The organism is Peptoniphilus genitalis (assembly GCF_023614525.1).
Taxonomy (GTDB): domain Bacteria; phylum Bacillota; class Clostridia; order Tissierellales; family Peptoniphilaceae; genus Peptoniphilus_A; species Peptoniphilus_A genitalis.
In genome coordinates this window covers 1,639,976-1,656,705 of record NZ_CP097885.1, presented here as the reverse complement: position 1 = coordinate 1,656,705, position 16,730 = coordinate 1,639,976, and the positions used below count along the sequence as shown (strand labels likewise).

Sequence of the window (16,730 nt, the reverse complement as noted above, 5' to 3'; positions counted from 1 at the left end):
AATTATATCCTAAATTCACATATTATTACAAGATTTAAGCCATTTTATGTTATAATGTCTTAGAAATTTGGAGGATTTATGAAGAATAAAATTTATATAACTGGTCACAAAAATCCAGATACAGATAGTATATGTTCTGCCATAGCCCTTGCAGAATTAAAAAACAAGATGGGTCAAGACGCTGAAGCAATTAGGTTGGGAAACTTGAATAAGGAAACCGAATTTGTCCTAGATTATTTTAAGGTTCAAAAGCCAAGGTTAAAGACTTCTATAAAGCCACAAGTTCGTGACATAGAAATTGATGCAGCCTACTGTGTAAATCCAAGCCTATCAATGGCTTCTGCTATGGATCTAATCCAAAAAAATAATATTAGCTCCCTACCAGTTGTTGATGACGACGACAACTTAATTGGAATAGTTAGTCTTTCCAACATAGCGTCAACTTACATGGAAATTTGGGACGACTCCATCATCGGTAGGTCCAACACAAGCTTTGAAAATATTTTAGATGTACTTAGGGGAAAGGTCCTCTACCTTCCCGAAAAGCCAAGAAGTCTATCAGGTAAAATGGCTGTCAAGGCTATAAAAAATCAAGACCTCATAAGTGAAGGGGACATTGTAATTGTTGGCGACGACGTAAAAGACCAAGAGTCTGTAATAAGAAAGGGGATTTCTCTTTTAATCCTAACTATCTCTAGCAAGCTTGATGATAGACTAATGGAGCTAGCTAAAGAAAATAATGTTGCAGTAATTTCAACTGGCCTTTCAACTTTTATGGTTGCAAGACTTTTGCCCCAAGCTGTCCCTGTTGCCTACGTGATGACAAGGGATGACTTAGTTGTCTTTCATAAGGACGATTTAATTGACGACGTTAGAGAAAAAATGTCTCAATCAAGATTTAGGTCTTACCCAGTTCTTGACAACAAGGGCAAGGTTATAGGAAATATTTCAAGATACCACTTGATTTCAAACTTAAAGAAAAAAATTATTCTAGTGGACCACAACGAGAGAAACCAATCCATTGACGACATAGACTCAGCAGAAATAATTCAAATTGTGGACCACCACAGGGTGGCAAATGTATCTACATCTTCCCCAATTTATTTTAGAAATGAACCTGTGGGATCAACTGCAACTATTGTGTCAAAGATGTTTTTTGAAAATGGAATCAAACCATCTCGTGAAGTTGCCGGACTTCTTTGCGCAGCAATTATATCCGACACTTTGTTATTTAGGTCACCTACTTCAACAGAAACTGACAAGTATGTATTAAATAAGATGAAGAAAATTGCAGCTATAGATGTAGAAGACTTCGCCATGAAGATGTTCCGTGCAGGCACAAGCCTTGAAGGTAGAAAACCTGACGAACTTTTAAAGTCTGATGTCAAAAATTTTTCTATTGAAGGGGTTAATGTTAGGGTCTGCCAAATCTTTACCATGGACCTTGACTCCACAGCTTCTGTAGAAAAGGACCTCAAGGATGCCATGGAAAACTTTGTAGCTTCTTCTGATGCAGAAACTTTTGTCCTTATGATTACTGACATCTTCAAAGAAGTCTCTGAAGTCATCTTAGCAGGATCTTTTAAAGAAGCAATTGCAAGGAAATTTGAAAAAGAGCTTGTGGGAGATAAATTTTTATCAGAAGGTCTCCTCTCAAGAAAGAAGCAACTACTTCCAAAAATTTCTTCTGCTATATCAGAAGAACTCTCATAAAACTATGTACAAAAATAAGAGCCTATCACATCACATGATAGACTCTTTTTTTATTTAACTTTTTAATTGTTACAATACCCACCACAGCCACATGACTTGTCGTCATCTTCATCTGAATGGCAACCACAAGAATGATCGTGGTCGTGGTCATGATGATCATGGTGGTGACTTTCTTCTTGGCTGTCCTCATCTATATAGACATTGACTTCCTTTATACCATAAACTTTTTCAAGCTCATCAGAAAATTCTACAACAGTTTTTTCGTCAAAGCCATAGATATAGACTTCGCTTCCATAATTTAGGATTTCTAATTTTAGGATTCCATCATCATAGAGGCTTAGGCCCATAAAGTTTAGTGCCATATCGCCAATAAGATTTTTAAGAATCATATCTTTAAAGTCATCGTCTACTATACCTTGGAGGATAAATTCATAACCATTCTCATCAGAATAAACTGCAAAGTCATCAAAAATTTTCTTTGACTTCTTGTCTTCTTTTAAGATTGTAATTTGATAGGAATCGCACCTATTTAAATAAATCCTTACAAGGTCCTTAAGGTGTGAAAGGTCTATGTTCTCATCAATAAAAACATCATTTTCAAAATTTATATAATACATCTTATCCCTCCTACTTAGTCAAGAGATAGAATTCAACATAGGCATTCTCAATATTGTCTTCATTTCCAAAATAAATATTTGTGAAATAAATTTTAAAGTTATCGTCCTCTATCGCTAGGTCATCAAGTTTTATTTCATCTTTAGTCTTCTTTAGGGTCTTTAACTTATCCCTAAGAGCAAGAAGGTCAATTGTCTTTTGAAGCTCGTAATCGCCCTTAAACTTCTTATAAATATTTATTTCTTTCTTCTTTCTCTCAAACTTGTAATCTCCACAAGTGGAAATGTGATCAAGAGAATAGACAAAAATCATATTTTTGTAGCCTTCTATGTCAATATTAAATCCAAGATCTCCCTTTTCCGCAATATTGTCTGTGTAAGAGTATCCAAGATAGGAATGGTTTTCAACCTTATTAGAGAAACCAAAAACTTTTGTAAAATTCTCTTCGCTGAGTTTAAAGTCCTTTGGAAGATAGTTTAAGTCTTCTATCCTATCTCGCTTATCCATGTAGGACACTATATCAATTATTTGGTTCTTTGCAGAGCTGTCAATATTTACATCAGACCTTATTCCCTCTCCCGCAATCATGTTATTTTCCTTTAACAATTTTTCAAATCTTGCATTTTGTGACCTAAGACTCAAGCTTGTTGCTGATGCAGGTCCAATGCCTGTAATTAAAATTATTTCAGCAAGAAAAATCGGTACAGTGATGTTTGAATTTTCCCTATAAAAAATATAATAAATTAGAGATAAAAATACCCAAAGTCCTCCTGCAATAACGATGTACCTGTTTTCAGTTAGTCCATACTCACTAATTCTTAAGTAAATTGCAAAGAACATCATGCCAAGTAGTGGGAATAAACTTATTGGAAAAATTATCTTTAATTTATTTATAAATCCAATGGAATCCACTCTTGATAAGAAGAACAAGTAGACTACTGAAAAAGCTGCAAACCAAATTACAAGATTTACTATTAAATTGTTTGGAATTTGCCAAAGAGCTAGGATCTTTATAAAGTAAGCCAGTAGAATCAAAGTGTAAATAATCACAAGAGGTGTGATTATATATACCAAAAGAATTCTAAAGGGCTTTGGATACTTGTAGTCTGTAAAGGAATCCCTTACCTTTGGAAAGTCTTGGAAAAAAGTTATTACATTAAATAAGATAAAGGAAAATATTCCAATCCTCAAGTAAACTAAGGATCCAAAATCAAATTTAAAAAGTGAGTCCAAGGCAAAAACTATACTTGATATTCCTATAAAAACTATGAAGCTGTAGATATTTGAAATTATAAATGCCCTTAAAATTTTTGCTACATAGACAACATAGTCTTTGTGATAATTAAATTTTGCAACAAAAGAAGTTCCCACAACTAAGAAGGCAATCAAGGTAAAAAATACAAAATTGTCATTATAGTTTGATAGGGGTCCCGCCTTATCATAAACTAGCTCATAAATTTCATAGAGTATAGGCAAAGTTATAACATAGGAAATTACTTTTAATAAATTATTATTTTTTAAGTTTTTTAGGTCATAAAAATTTCTAAGTCCCTCGTTAAAAAGTTTTATAAAAGCATATAAAAAAATTGCAAAGGCAAAGACCAAGCCATAGGAAATCATCTTGTTGTTAAAGTCTTCTGCATATTCATCATAGGCAGCCATAATAAAAAATATGCTTGCAAGTGTTGCTGATGTTATTGTGAAGGGAAACCTTTTAAAGGTATCTTTTATACTTTTAAAATTCAAAATTTTTAAATTTAGTTTCTTCATAACTACCTCCCTTTTTTTATAATATACTAAAGGCAAGGATTTTTAAAGAATTTAGATAAAACTTTTGTCATTGTATCCACTTTGACATATTTATTTTTTGAATACAATTTTTCCTTCAGAAATTGTATATAGGACTTCTCCTCTCAAAGTCTTGTCCTTAAATGGAGTGTTGGAAGATTTTGATTTATATTTATCTATCGTATACTCACTTTCTAAATCTATTATTGCAAGGTCTGCAGTCTTCCCTTGGCTAATTTCTCCACCCTCAAGTCCATAAATTCTTGCTGGATTAGTAGACATAAGTTCTATTAACTTCATAAGACTAATTTCTTTTGTCAAAACTAAATTTTCATAGCAAATAGAAAAAGAAGTTTCTAGACCAATGATGCCTGATGGAGCCTTTGTAATCTCCTTGGATTTTTCTTCGGCAGTGTGCGGTGCATGGTCAGTTGCAATTATTTCTATTGTTCCTTCTTTTAAGCCCTCAATAATTCTAAGCCTATCCTCTTCACTTCTTAGGGGAGGATTCATCTTGGCAAGACTTCCATATTCCAAAACTGCTGAGTCATTTAAGGCTATGTGATGAGGTGTTACTTCAGCATAAATATTTGCTCCCATTTCCTTGCCAAACTTAACAAGGTCAACTCCTAGTCCTGTAGAAATATGTTGGATAGAAATTTTTGCACCTGTATAAATTGCCATTGCCACATCCCTAGCTATAAAAGATGTCTCTGCAATCTTTGGAGATCCATAAATTCCAAGTTTATCAGAAACTTCTGAGTGGTTTATTCCATTTTGCTCAATTAGTTCTGGATCTTCTTCGTGGAAGGATATTATTGCACCAAGTTCCTTGGCCCTATTCATTGCTTCCAGTATAAGTTTTGAATTCCTATTTGGGATTCCATCATCTGTAAAGGCAAGAGCTCCCCTCTTAAAGTTTTCTTCCATATCAACAAGTTCCAAGTCGCCAAAGTTTTTTGTAAGGGCTGAAACAGTAAATACCTTTAAAGGAAGGTCTCTCGCCCTTTTGTAGTGTTCTATGATTTTTTCTTTTGAATCAATTTTCGGACTTGTGTTTGCCATTTGGACTACACTTGTAAAGCCACCAGCTATAGCAGCTTGGCTTCCTGTAACTAAATCTTCCTTATGAGTTTGACCAGGGTCCCTAAAGTGAACGTGGACATCAATAAGTCCAGGCACAACAATTTTTCCTCTTGCATCAATAATTTCTTCTTTGTCACTTGAAGCTTCAATGTCCTTTGCAATCTCTACGATCTTTCCATCTTCAATTTTTATATCTAAAACTTCATCTCTTTTAGATAGAGGATCAATTATTCTCCCACCCTTAATTATCATAGTGCCTCCTTTTTTATAAGTTCATAAAAAAAATCTACATCCTAAAAAAAGACGAGGTCCACCCTCGCCTTTTAAAATATTTTTATTCTTCTTCTGCCTCTTCTTCGTCTTCGTCATAAATTTCTAAATCATCAAAGTCGAAGTCATCATCATATAATTCAAAATCAATGTCATCATTTTCATAAACATAATCTTCAAGATCAGCAAGATCCTCTTCAATAATGTCTACATAGTCTTCGATTTCTTCACGAGATTCTCTCATTTCATCAATAACATCACTTAGGATATCTACAAGTTCAGAAATAATTTTTCCTTCATTTGTAGTAGTGTCTAAATCATAACCGTCACAAAGACCTTGTAGATAAGATATTCTCTTTAATAAATATTCCATATTTCCTCCAAATTAAACTCTAGACATATATTCGCCATCTCTAGTGTCAATTCTTATCATATCGCCTGTATTGATAAATAGTGGCACATTAAGAGTAAAGCCTGTTTCAACTGTAGCTGGTTTAGATCCACCACTTGATGTATCTCCCTTAACTCCTGGTTCAGTTTGAGTAACTTCTAACTCAACAAAGTTAGGAGGAGTTACTCTAAATGCCTTACCCTTGTAGAAGTTAATAGTTGCCATGTCGTTTTCTTTAATAAAGTTAAGTGCATCTTCAACCATATCTTTTTCTAGTGGAATTTGTTCGTAAGATTCTTGATCCATGAAGTAATAAAGTTCACCATCAGAATATAGGTATTGCATTTCTTTGTTTTCAATAACAACTTTTTCAAATTTTTCAGATGGGTTAAATGTAGTATCTCTAATTCCACCAGTAAGTACTGATTTAATTTTACTTCTTACAAAGGCAGCACCCTTTCCTGGCTTAACGTGTTGGAAATCAATAACTTCCCAAACATCTCCATCCCATTCAAATGTAAGTCCTTTTCTTAATTCTCCTGCGTTGATCATATTATCCTCCATATTTAAGTATTATCTTCTATGTCATAGTAGTTAAGTGAAATTGGCTGAAATTTTATGTATTCAGGCAACAAATAACCATAGATCCTGAAGACTTGTGAAGAATATTTAACTCCTATACCTGAGTTTTTGTCATATAGGTCTATTAAATATCCCTTTAAAGTACAAGTATTAGCAATTTGTGCATTTTCCTTTAGAATAATTATACCAGATAATGTATTATCATTAAACATTACTTTATCATTTATTATGAAAATTTGATTAGGACTTCGGGATAAAATTTTTAAAGTCCCTGACTTTTGAATTATTATTTGTTTACCAGTCACATCATAAAGTGGATTTATTTTCTTGATGTAGGATCCACTCTCTTCATCATAGACTTCTACTTCTTCAAAAATTGTATATTTATCATTTTTTAAATCATAAATAAAATCTCCATCAAGAATAACTTTTTTATTATTCTTATCTGTCCAATTATCATTAGCGAATTTTTCTCTTAGGCTTGAGAGGTAATCTAAGTCAACTTTAGAAGAGTTTAGGACTCCATCTTCTTCCTTGTAAATTTTATTTACATAATGGCCCCTTAGTCTTCCACCAAGAAGGGTGTTTTTATATTTTATTTCACTCTTTAAGCTCACCATGTCTACAAGGTTTTTATTCTCATCTTGATAGTCTTCTCTTTTGAAGTTAAGTCTTAAGACTTCAGTGTCCTCTGGTATTTTTTCAATTCCTAATTTTTTTGCACTATCATTTAAAATATAATTTTCCAATTCTTCTTGAAAGTCATCTTGAGAAACTTTTATATTTAGTGTCGACTCAAGCGCATAGTTTGCTTGGGTTGACTCCAGCCTGTTTTTACTTATGTAAGTAGACCCTGACATGTAGGAGTAGATAAAATAAAAAAAGATTGCAAGAAGTCCAATGAGTAAAATTGTAAAAATATAAATATATCCCTTTTTTCTTTTACTCATAAAGTCTTGACCTCTTTGCAATCTTTCTTATAATTTCTTCTTTATCCTTGTATCCAATTTTTACCGAAAAACAATCTCCTTGGTCTTCAATAGAGAAGGAAGATATGTTATCTATTAGAGCATTAACTCCGTCGCTGTGAATTTCATTTCTTTTCTTCAAACTATCTATTAGGATGGAATACCTATAAAGCTTGTTGTCCTTTAGTCCAAAGGACACGTAATTATATTTATTTCCCTTGGGTTGAATAAAATATATCTCTCCGCATACTATTGTATAGTAATCACTAGAAGTAATTTCATCTTTTATGTACTCAGTGGCATAGGACAGGTCCGTTGAAATATTTTCATTTTCATAAGTTTTTGTAAGAGCCTTTTGAGATACGCCCAAAATTGATGTGATCACCATGCCAATAATTAGGAGCATGGCCATAGACATCACAAGTTCAATTAGTGAGTAGGCCTCCCTTTTTGAGGTAAACCTCCATCTTAATTTCTTCATCAGAACCTCGTCTCTTTCCTCTTAAAGTTATGTGGTTTAAATTATCGCTGGAATCATTTTGAATTTCTATTTTAAATTTATCATCATGATTATCTCCCGAATCAAAATTAAAATTCAAGTCCTCATTGTTGTAAGCACTGCCAATTATCTCTTCCATCCTCGATGACATAAGATTTATAAGTTCTTCTCTTTCTCCAATATATGATTGGTTCTTTAAAAGACTTATTACGTTAGGAAGGATAGTCGATGCAATTAATGCTAAGAGAGCAATTGAAAATAAAACTTCAAGCATTAAGTGTCCCTTATTTTTATTCCTTGATTTCAATAAAATTCACCTTACCTGTAACTGGTTGAATTGTAATCTTATACTTCTTGTTTACAATAGAAAAAATTATTGTCCCAGCTGATGACTTTTCTTCCAAGTAAGAAGGCTTACCCTTATTAGAGAAAGTAATTTTCTCCAGATTTGTAGACTCAAGCTTTACAAGAGAATTAAATTTAACAGTTTTTCTCTTCTCTCCAAAATTTATTGAATAGCCTCCATCACTTAGATTCATAGATGTCCTTATGTTATTTATTTGAGAATAATTTTTCAAAAATTTTAAATCAAGAGCCAGTTCCTTAACTTGTTCCCTTGCTTGAACCCTATCTCTAATCTTAAAGTTAAGTCCACCAATGCTTAAGAGAAGTAAAATTATTCCTATGCAAATTACAAGCTCAATTAGGGTAAAGGCTTCGTTCTTCTTCATGATAATCAACTTCTTTTATAAAGATAAGTAAGTCCTTATTGTCTTCTGGCGTAAAGTAAATATAACTCATGTCATCTTGATACAAGTCTATCCTAGTCCAATTGTTTTCTAGAATTTCTCCCCTATAAGGCAAGTAGTTTCCAGCAATATTTATAGTCCCCATGTCTTTAAAGGATTTGTTTGGAATATAAATAGATAAAGAAACACCATTACAGTGCCTATCAACTCCCAATTTTACAAGGTCCTTTAAATCATTCTTGCTTACATAGACAGAGGTAACTTTATCTTCTGGATAATAATCTAGCTTTATACCCTCGCCTTCAACAAACTTTAAGCCTTCATCTTCCTTATTAAAGGCAAAATCATATATGCTCTCGCTTTTCTTTTCATTGGATAAATTTGAAGGACTCTTTGCAAAATTATTTTTATTTAAATTATTTAGCTTTTCTTCCTGTCCCTTAATTTGATTCTTGCCTTTACTACTTGTCTTCCTACTTGCCTTTGTTTGCTTTTTATTTTCTATCTTGATGTTTTTCTTTGTATTGGTAATCTTTTCAGCTTTAGGCTCTTCACTTGCTACTTTCTTTTCTTCTTCAGGCTTAACTTCTTCTTTAAGATTATTTTCTCCAAAGTAAGCCTTCTTTAGGTCGTTATAATAAATTGCCTTCGAAGGTTTTTCTGCCTTAAACCTATATGTAAAGTTCCCCTCGTCACTTCTTAAGATGTCAATGTTTGAATAGCCATAGTAATTAGTCAGCCCTTCAATGGTATTTAAATCAAGTGACCTAACTCTTCCACTAATAATTAAACTTTCTATATCACTTTGTGAGTCCTTAGAAAAACTATCTTTACTTATATTGCTTTCACTGGAAATTTTTTCAAGCTTATCTTGTGAGAAGTCATCAAAACCCTTATATGTAAATTCTTCTTCTATTGGGTTTAGATTTCCTTTCAAGTTTGCTTCTGAAATGCTTTGGACTTGATTCTTTAATAGAAAATTATAAAATAAAAATTCAATAACAAGTAAAATTAAAATACTAAATAAAATTTTTTCTCTCTTAGAAAGCTTTCTGTATCCAATTTTTTTGCAAAAAACATCATAAATATCCATTTAATTTTTCCTCAAGATAATCTGCTAGTTCCTTGTGCAACTTTGTGTTTGGGTGGATCCCATCGATTAAATCTTCTTCTATATAGTTAGACTTTGCATAGTCATAAAAAGAAACAAGCTTATAATCCCCTTGGCTTTCCTTCAAAATCCTATCGAAATCTTCAATTTTTTTATTTACTGATGTGAAGTTGATAAAACTCTTATAAGCTTCATCAAGATTTAAAAAAGAAGTTGGATATGGAGACATTATAAAAATTTTTCCCTTATTCTCCTTTAACTTTTCTACAATTTTGAAAATATTATTTAAAACGTGGTCAAGAGACTTGCCGTTGTAAAAATCATTTAAACCAATACAAACTAAATTAACATCGTAGGGAATTAAATTGTCTAGACTTAAAATAAGTTCATCAGTGGTTAAGCCGTTAACCCCATAGTTATCTATATCATAACCTTTTCCCGCTAAGTAATAAATTAAGGATTTTCCTCCAACTAAAAATCCCTCAAAAATAGAATCTCCTAAGGCGCAAAACTTCATAAGCCCTCCTACAAAAGTCCTTCTTCCAAGAAACTAAAGTACTTGTTGTCCCCAATAATTATGTGATCCAAAATATCTATTCCAATAATCTTAGAAGCTTCAAGTAAATTCTTCGTTAATTTGATATCTTCCTTGGATGGACTCGGATCTCCCGTTGGGTGATTATGTAGTAAAATTATGCTGTGAGCATTGTCAGATATAGCAGCCCTGAATACTTCTCTGGAATGAACTATGGTCATGTTAATAGTTCCTTTAGAAATTTCTCTAATAAAATTTATTTCCTTTTTTGTGTTTAAGGTCATAATTCTAAAATGTTCTTGTTCCAGTACACTCATTTCGCTTAAGACATAGTTTGCAGCGATGGAAGGTGACGTAACCCTTATTTTGCTTCCATTGCTTGAAACAGCAAGTCTTATTCCCAATTGAACTGCAGCAAGAATCATTGCAGCCTTGGCTTCTCCAATTCCATCGACTTCCATGAGGTCCGAAAGGCTAGCATTTTTAAGAGAGTTTAAACCATTAGAATCATTAGCTGACCTAAGAGACCTGAGAACTTTAGTCGCAGTATCAATGGCAGAGTCTCCCTTACTATTTCCTGTCCTAATGATAAGGGCAAGGAGCTCTGCATTGGAAAGATAATCAGGCCCAAACTTAATTAGTTTCTCTTGGGGCCTCTCATCTGCTGGCATTTCCTTTATAGTGTACTTTTCAAAATCTCTCTCTTTCATTTAAATCACCATTAAAAATTCATCACCATAAATTAAAATTAAACAATTTAATTAAGTCTCTATTTATTTTTCCAATAGGCAGTCCCACAATATTGAAAAAATCTCCTCGGATTTCTTCAACTAATAGTGATCCCTTCCCTTGGATTCCATAGGCACCAGCCTTGTCCTTATACTCTAAAGTATCCAAATAATTTTCAATCTCCTCATCACTTAGGTCATAAAATTTTACAGAAGATTTTTCAAAATCTACATATTTTATCCCCTTAGATAATTTAAAAATAGCATAGCCTGTGAAGACATTGTGGACCTTTCCACTAAGAGACCTTATCATGTCCCTTGCTTCATTTCTATCCTTAGGCTTTCCCAATAACTTTCCATCAAGTTCCACCAAGGTATCAGCCGATAAAACTACGGCATCTTCATTTTCTTTGGCAACCTCTATGCCCTTGCCAAAGGCAAGACCCATAACTGTAGTCCAAGGAGAAAAGGCATCATCCTTAACTTCATTTATTTCTCTTGTAATAATTTCAAAATCTATAAAGTCTCCTAGAATTTCTCTTCTTCTTGGAGAATTTGATGCTAAAATAATTTTTTCCATTTGTACCTCTATTTAGAAATATTTGTATTATCAACTATAAACATAGAAGTAAGTCCAACAAAAAATCCTGTGAAAATTCCAAGAATTACTAAAATTGGCAGGTAGGCAAGAATCGCAGTAGTTTTCATAATAAAGGAAGCTACAAGAACCTGACCTAAGTTGTGAAAAAAGGATCCTATTTCACTGATTCCAATTAAAGATAAATATTTTCTCAAAAATTTGTGGGCTAAAATCATTGAAATAGAACTTAAGATTGCTCCACCCATTGAGAAAAATAAACTTGAAATTGCTCCAGTAACAAGTCCCAAAAGTATGGTTTTAAAAATAGCTACAAAAAATCCCTCCTTGTAGCCAATAGCAACTATAGTAACCAGGACAACAATATTGGATAAACCAAGCCTTGCTCCTGGAATAGCTACAGGTAGTGGAATCATGGACTCAAAAAGACCAAGCACAATACCAAGAGCACTTAAGAGGGATAAGTAAATTAACTTTGTGTTTTTTTTCATTTTATAATCATATCCAAACTATCATCACTAGGTTTATCTTCCACAATCTTAACCATAAGCCTATTAGGTAGACATATAATTGAATCTCCTGGGAGACTAATCTTACCCATCTTCATGCAAATCTTATCCTTGCAATCAGATTCATGCATATGGACTTCTCCATTCTCAATATGGACTTCGTTATTTCCATATTGTGTATTAACATCAATATCTAAATTCGTATTTTCTTTTAATTCAACTTCCTTAAAAATTTTTCCATCAACAGTGATCACAACTTTTTTAGATGAAGAATCATTCCCCCTTGGGAGTTTGTTGGTAAAAATATAAATAAGAAAGGAAGAAATAATTATTAAAAAAATAACAAAAATATCAGCTTTTTTTATCTTATTCATAAATTTATTATAGCACACTTCTATTTACTAATGACTTAATAAAAAAATTTTTTAAAGTTTTATATTTCAAAATCTTTTTACTAGAGTTAAAAAAATGGTGTAAAGTTGGTGTAAAAATTTTTTAAAAACAAAAATACATCCACATTTTTTTATATCATTACTTTAATTTAAATAAAAAATACTCCTACAAAGTCTTAAATAATCACAAACTTGTGAAAAATAAAACTCTGTAGGAGTAATAAATTTTGTGGTGCTAAAGATGGGACTTGAACCCATACGATCTTTCGACCGCCAGATTTTGAGTCTGGTGCGTCTGCCAATTCCGCCACTCTAGCAAAAAATAAAAAAGAAGTGCCAGGCACTTCTAAATATTGTGGGGTGGATAGTGGGAATCGAACCCACGATCTTCAGGACCACAATCTGACGCCTTAACCAGCTAGGCCATATCCACCACGAACAATACATATATAATAGCAAATTAAAAATGTATTGTCAATAAACATTTATAAGTTCTCTAACTTTTCTCTGAGATTCTTCAAGGCTCTTGCCCTGTGAGAAATTTCATTTTTTTCTTCGTGAGACATTTCTGCAAAAGTTTTGTCAAATCCATCTGGTATGAAGATGCTGTCGTATCCAAAACCATTGTCTCCTCTTTCCACTTCTGAAATCCTTCCTTGGCAAACTCCCTCAATTGGAATTGTATTTTTTTCTGAGTCAATTAAAATTATTTGGGTTTTAAAGTAGGCTGACCTATCTTCCTTGTCCTTTAAATTATTTAAAAGTTTCTCTCTATTTTTCTTGTCGTCATGCTCTGATGCATATCTTGCTGAGTGAACTCCTGGCTCACCCTTAAGTGCATTTACAAAAAGTCCAGTGTCATCTGCCAGAACTGCTAGGTCTACTCTTTTGGCCATGGCATCTGCCTTTTTTAATGCGTTGTCATAAAGAGTTTCTCCATCTTCAATAACTTCAAAATCAAGTCCTTCAATGTCAGACTTGCCAAAAATTTCTATGTCTAGATCTTCTAAAATTTCTCTTATTTCTCTTAATTTATTTTTATTATCAGTAGATAAAACTATTTTCTTCATAGGTTTTGCTCCAAAATTTCAAAATAATCAAAGATTTCTCCAATGCATCTTTTTGCACCAAGTAAAAATTCATTTAACTCTTCAATTGAAAAAGTATCTTTTTCTCCAGTTCCTTGAATTTCTATAAGTTGGAAGTCGTCATTCATCACAACGTTTAAGTCTACGTCTGCATTGGAATCTTCTTTAAAGTCCAAGTCAACTAATTTTACTCCATTGACCTTACCAACACTAATAGCTGCAACCTTTGAAACAATTGGATCTTCTTCAAACTTCTTGTTCTCTAAAGCTTTTTTTACTGCAAGCTTAAGGGCTATGTAGGACCCTGTTATTGCTGCAGTCCTTGTTCCTCCATCTGCAGAGATGACGTCGCAGTCAATCCAAATAGTCCTTTCTCCAATTTTATCTAAATCTATACAAGTTCTTAAGGCTCTTCCAATTAATCGTGAAATCTCGCTACTTCTTCCATCAAGTTTTCCCTTGGAGATATCCCTAACTTTTCTAGTAGGGGTTGATCCAGGTAGCATTGAGTATTCACTTGAAAGCCATCCCTTGTTCTTTCCTCTTAAAAATCCTGGAACCTTGTTTTCAATCATGGCACTGCAAATAACTCTTGTCTTACCACATTCAATTAAAACGGATCCATCGGGATGATCTAAATAATTTGGAGTGATCCTTATCTGTCTTGCTTCATCATTTTGTCTATCTTCTCTCATAATTTCCCTTCTACTTGTCTACATAGGTATTCATATAATCTACTATACCATTATAGAGTCCTTGAGCCAATTTATCAATGTAGTCAGGGTCTTTAATCTTTTCTAGTTCATCTGGGTTTGATAAGAATCCAAGTTCTGCTAAAGCTGCAACATTCTTTGTCTTATTCAAAACAATGATTGCAGGTCTATTTATAATTCCACGGTTTACTGCTCCAGTTTCTTTTATAAGAGCTTTTTGAAGACAGTTTGCAAAATTCTTTTGAACTGTATCCTTTATTCTTACATTTTTTTCTGATGCATAAAGGACTTCTATACCCTTAGCACTAGAATTGTCAGCACTATTAAAGTGAATTGACAAGAATAAGTGGGCATCTCCATTATTAGAAACTCCTGCCCTATCTAAGAGCTGGATGTATTCGTCTCTCGTTCTTGTTATTGTTGGACTTATTTCACTATTTGCATTTAACTTATCCATTAGTCTTTCTGCAACTAAGAGATTGACAGTTTTTTCATAAGTTTCTCCGTCAAGGGCAATTGCACCTGAATCTTTGCCACCGTGTCCTGGGTCAATAACAATTTTTAATTTTCCATTTACTTCAATTCTGTTTTTTATTACTCTTTTAGCTTTTTCATCTGACTTTTCAAGATCTGCTTGGTCAAAGACTTTGTCCTTATTGCCATCATTGATTTCTTTCTTTATCTTATTAGTTTCTCTCTTTTCTTGATTAGATTGAAAATAATCACTGTCAAAAATAGATTTTGAATCAATTGACTTATTCTTGGATTTAGTCTTCTTATTGCTCTTAGAATTTTTATTCTTCTTAGTGTCTTTAGAATTTTCTTTATCGTCACCGTCAACAATCGACTTAGACTTGTCAGTGCTTATCTCTGCCCTAACTTCATCATTGTTCCAGTCAACGTCATAGCCAAAAGTTTCTGATATAAACCTCAAAGGAACCATTGTCTTTGTTTCTTTTCTCGGACTTGAATAAAGAGCAAGTTGAGGAGCTTGTGCATTATCTAGGCTGACTTTTTTTCCGTTTACACTTACATTAGGACTGTTAATCTTCATGTTTATAACATCGCCATTAAGACTTATCTTGATAGACTTGTCCTTGTTGTTCCACTTAACATCTGCCCCAAGATTTTCTGTGATTTCACGAATAGGCACAAAGGTCCTCCCTTGTTTTATGTAGGGAGAGAATTCTGTGTTCAAGAGTTTACCGTTAACTAGAACTCCTGCTTCCTTAACTTGAAACTGAGTTTTACCTATACTTACATTAAATAAATTATTGGCAAATACTGGGCTTACAAGTAGTGCCAAAGACAATATTGAAATTTTAATAATTCTTTTCATTTAATTCACCTAGATAAAAGTTTATAAACTTTAGTAATTAATGTCAACAATGTAACCAAATTGTAATAATTTTAAACCACCTTATAAAGCTCGTCAGGATCTGGATCTTGTAAGATAATTTCCCTGTCCTTGTACTTAACTACAGCTTGCTTTTCATTGTTTATATCGCCAATCTTTGTAACTTTTATTCCACTAGCTTCTGCTTCTTCTTTAAAGTCATCAAAATTTTCTCTATCGAAAACCATTAACATGGATCCACTAGAAATTAATTTCATTGGATTGATTTTATAAAAATCACAAATCTTTTTTGTCACATCTAGTAGTGGAATTGAATCATTAAAAATTCTAATTCCATGACCTAGGGCTTTAGAAGTTTCCCACACTGCACCAAAAAGTCCTCCTTCGGTGATGTCGTGCATGTGCTTAACGCCATACTTGCCTGCTATTTTTGATTCTTTAAGGACAGAAATTTCCTTTGAAAGTGATTTTGCAAACTCATATTCTTCTTTACTTAAAATTTCTTTTACTTCCCTTTTCTCATGGGCTATTATGCTGGTACCTTCGATTCCAAGATACTTGGAAACAGCAAGGACATCTCCTGCCTTCACAGTACTTAGGTCCGGCCTTCTTTTTTTATTAACTCTTCCAAAAACTGTTGTTGAAATTACAATTTTATTTACAGCGTCAGTGACTTCTGTGTGACCACCTACAATATCAACATTTAATTCTCTTGCAGTTCTTGTTGCATCATCTACAATTTCTTTTAAGTCATCAAGATCTGCTGATGGTGGAATTAATAATGTCATCAAAACTCCTACTGGATCTGCACACTGGCAGCTCACATCATTTACAGAAATATTTATGGCAAGAGCCCCAAGATTTTTTGACGCTCCTGTTATGGGATCAGTTGATGCAACAATAAGGTCTCCCCCAAAGTCCATGACTGCATTGTCAAGGCCAGTACCTCCACCCATAATAACTTCTTCTCTATTTGAAACTAGCTTGTCGAAAATATATTTTTCCAACAAATCTGTTTTTAATTTTCCAATCTCCATT

Annotated in this window: 20 protein-coding genes and 2 tRNA genes; 1 reads left to right on the top strand and 21 read right to left on the bottom strand. The window is 33.1% G+C overall.

Translation table 11 applies throughout. The features are described 5' to 3' along the window. Positions 1 to 78: 78 nt before the first annotated feature. Positions 79 to 1,713 carry a putative manganese-dependent inorganic diphosphatase gene (locus M9426_RS07985; protein ID WP_060800035.1) on the top strand — a complete coding sequence of 545 codons (1,635 nt, stop codon included), beginning with the start codon at positions 79 to 81 and terminating at the stop codon, positions 1,711 to 1,713. 62 nt (positions 1,714 to 1,775) lie between these two features. Here the strand turns inward: M9426_RS07985 and M9426_RS07980 are convergent, their stop codons facing one another. The 21 genes from M9426_RS07980 to M9426_RS07880 all read right to left on the bottom strand — a co-directional run bounded on the left by M9426_RS07980 (position 1,776) and on the right by M9426_RS07880 (position 16,729). Continuing rightward, positions 1,776 to 2,330: a hypothetical protein gene (locus M9426_RS07980; RefSeq protein ID WP_250341901.1), complete on the bottom strand. Its 555-nt coding sequence runs from the start codon at positions 2,328 to 2,330 to the stop codon at positions 1,776 to 1,778. Between the two features lie 10 nt (positions 2,331 to 2,340). Beyond that, the gene (locus M9426_RS07975; protein WP_250341900.1) at positions 2,341 to 4,098 is read right to left on the bottom strand and encodes a DUF4153 domain-containing protein; all 1,758 of its coding nucleotides are present in this window, start codon (positions 4,096 to 4,098) and stop codon (positions 2,341 to 2,343) included. 90 nt (positions 4,099 to 4,188) lie between these two features. Continuing rightward, positions 4,189 to 5,454: a dihydroorotase gene (locus M9426_RS07970; RefSeq protein WP_250341899.1), complete on the bottom strand. Its 1,266-nt coding sequence runs from the start codon at positions 5,452 to 5,454 to the stop codon at positions 4,189 to 4,191. An 82-nt stretch (positions 5,455 to 5,536) separates the two neighbouring features. Further along, positions 5,537 to 5,845 carry a CD1247 N-terminal domain-containing protein gene (locus M9426_RS07965; RefSeq protein ID WP_005955993.1) on the bottom strand — a complete coding sequence of 103 codons (309 nt, stop codon included), beginning with the start codon at positions 5,843 to 5,845 and terminating at the stop codon, positions 5,537 to 5,539. A gap of 12 nt (positions 5,846 to 5,857) precedes the next feature. After that, positions 5,858 to 6,415, bottom strand: a complete 558-nt coding sequence (efp, locus tag M9426_RS07960) for an elongation factor P (protein WP_005955873.1) — start codon at positions 6,413 to 6,415, stop codon at positions 5,858 to 5,860. Between the two features lie 14 nt (positions 6,416 to 6,429). Continuing rightward, on the bottom strand, positions 6,430 to 7,395 hold the full coding sequence (locus tag M9426_RS07955) for a hypothetical protein (protein ID WP_250341898.1): 966 nt from the start codon (positions 7,393 to 7,395) through the stop codon (positions 6,430 to 6,432). Beyond that, positions 7,388 to 7,894, bottom strand: coding sequence for a PilW family protein (locus M9426_RS07950; protein ID WP_250341897.1), 507 nt, complete (start codon positions 7,892 to 7,894; stop codon positions 7,388 to 7,390). The genes M9426_RS07955 and M9426_RS07950 overlap by 8 nt, the downstream gene beginning before the upstream one ends. Continuing rightward, complete coding sequence (locus M9426_RS07945; protein ID WP_250341896.1) at positions 7,839 to 8,219, bottom strand: type II secretion system protein; 381 nt, start codon at positions 8,217 to 8,219, stop codon at positions 7,839 to 7,841. The genes M9426_RS07950 and M9426_RS07945 overlap by 56 nt, the downstream gene beginning before the upstream one ends. Further along, complete coding sequence (locus M9426_RS07940) at positions 8,203 to 8,643, bottom strand: prepilin-type N-terminal cleavage/methylation domain-containing protein (protein ID WP_250341895.1); 441 nt, start codon at positions 8,641 to 8,643, stop codon at positions 8,203 to 8,205. Before M9426_RS07940 ends, M9426_RS07945 begins: the two co-directional genes overlap by 17 nt. Beyond that, positions 8,612 to 9,754 carry a hypothetical protein gene (locus M9426_RS07935; protein ID WP_250341894.1) on the bottom strand — a complete coding sequence of 381 codons (1,143 nt, stop codon included), beginning with the start codon at positions 9,752 to 9,754 and terminating at the stop codon, positions 8,612 to 8,614. Before M9426_RS07935 ends, M9426_RS07940 begins: the two co-directional genes overlap by 32 nt. Then, entirely contained in the window at positions 9,741 to 10,289 is a 549-nt protein-coding gene (locus M9426_RS07930; protein WP_250341893.1) for an SGNH/GDSL hydrolase family protein, read from the bottom strand. Before M9426_RS07930 ends, M9426_RS07935 begins: the two co-directional genes overlap by 14 nt. A gap of 8 nt (positions 10,290 to 10,297) precedes the next feature. Continuing rightward, on the bottom strand, positions 10,298 to 11,017 hold the full coding sequence (gene radC / locus M9426_RS07925; RefSeq protein ID WP_005955827.1) for a RadC family protein: 720 nt from the start codon (positions 11,015 to 11,017) through the stop codon (positions 10,298 to 10,300). Between the two features lie 22 nt (positions 11,018 to 11,039). Then, complete coding sequence (locus tag M9426_RS07920) at positions 11,040 to 11,615, bottom strand: Maf family protein (RefSeq protein ID WP_005955987.1); 576 nt, start codon at positions 11,613 to 11,615, stop codon at positions 11,040 to 11,042. Positions 11,616 to 11,623: 8 nt separating this feature from the next. Next, complete coding sequence (locus M9426_RS07915; protein ID WP_148465451.1) at positions 11,624 to 12,124, bottom strand: Gx transporter family protein; 501 nt, start codon at positions 12,122 to 12,124, stop codon at positions 11,624 to 11,626. Then, the gene (locus tag M9426_RS07910; RefSeq protein ID WP_250341892.1) at positions 12,121 to 12,516 is read right to left on the bottom strand and encodes a NusG domain II-containing protein; all 396 of its coding nucleotides are present in this window, start codon (positions 12,514 to 12,516) and stop codon (positions 12,121 to 12,123) included. Before M9426_RS07910 ends, M9426_RS07915 begins: the two co-directional genes overlap by 4 nt. Positions 12,517 to 12,764: 248 nt before the next feature. Continuing rightward, positions 12,765 to 12,851: transfer RNA gene (locus tag M9426_RS07905), tRNA-Leu, on the bottom strand. 39 nt (positions 12,852 to 12,890) lie between these two features. Next, positions 12,891 to 12,967 (bottom strand) — tRNA-His (locus tag M9426_RS07900). 52 nt (positions 12,968 to 13,019) lie between these two features. After that, positions 13,020 to 13,604: an RdgB/HAM1 family non-canonical purine NTP pyrophosphatase gene (rdgB, locus tag M9426_RS07895; protein ID WP_250341891.1), complete on the bottom strand. Its 585-nt coding sequence runs from the start codon at positions 13,602 to 13,604 to the stop codon at positions 13,020 to 13,022. Further along, positions 13,601 to 14,317 (bottom strand): ribonuclease PH, encoded by a 717-nt coding sequence (rph, locus tag M9426_RS07890; protein ID WP_005955881.1) that lies wholly within the window; start codon positions 14,315 to 14,317, stop codon positions 13,601 to 13,603. The genes rdgB and rph overlap by 4 nt, the downstream gene beginning before the upstream one ends. Positions 14,318 to 14,327: 10 nt before the next feature. After that, entirely contained in the window at positions 14,328 to 15,674 is a 1,347-nt protein-coding gene (locus tag M9426_RS07885) for an N-acetylmuramoyl-L-alanine amidase (protein ID WP_195443146.1), read from the bottom strand. A gap of 71 nt (positions 15,675 to 15,745) precedes the next feature. After that, complete coding sequence (locus M9426_RS07880) at positions 15,746 to 16,729, bottom strand: AIR synthase family protein (protein ID WP_250341890.1); 984 nt, start codon at positions 16,727 to 16,729, stop codon at positions 15,746 to 15,748. Position 16,730 lies beyond the last annotated feature (1 nt).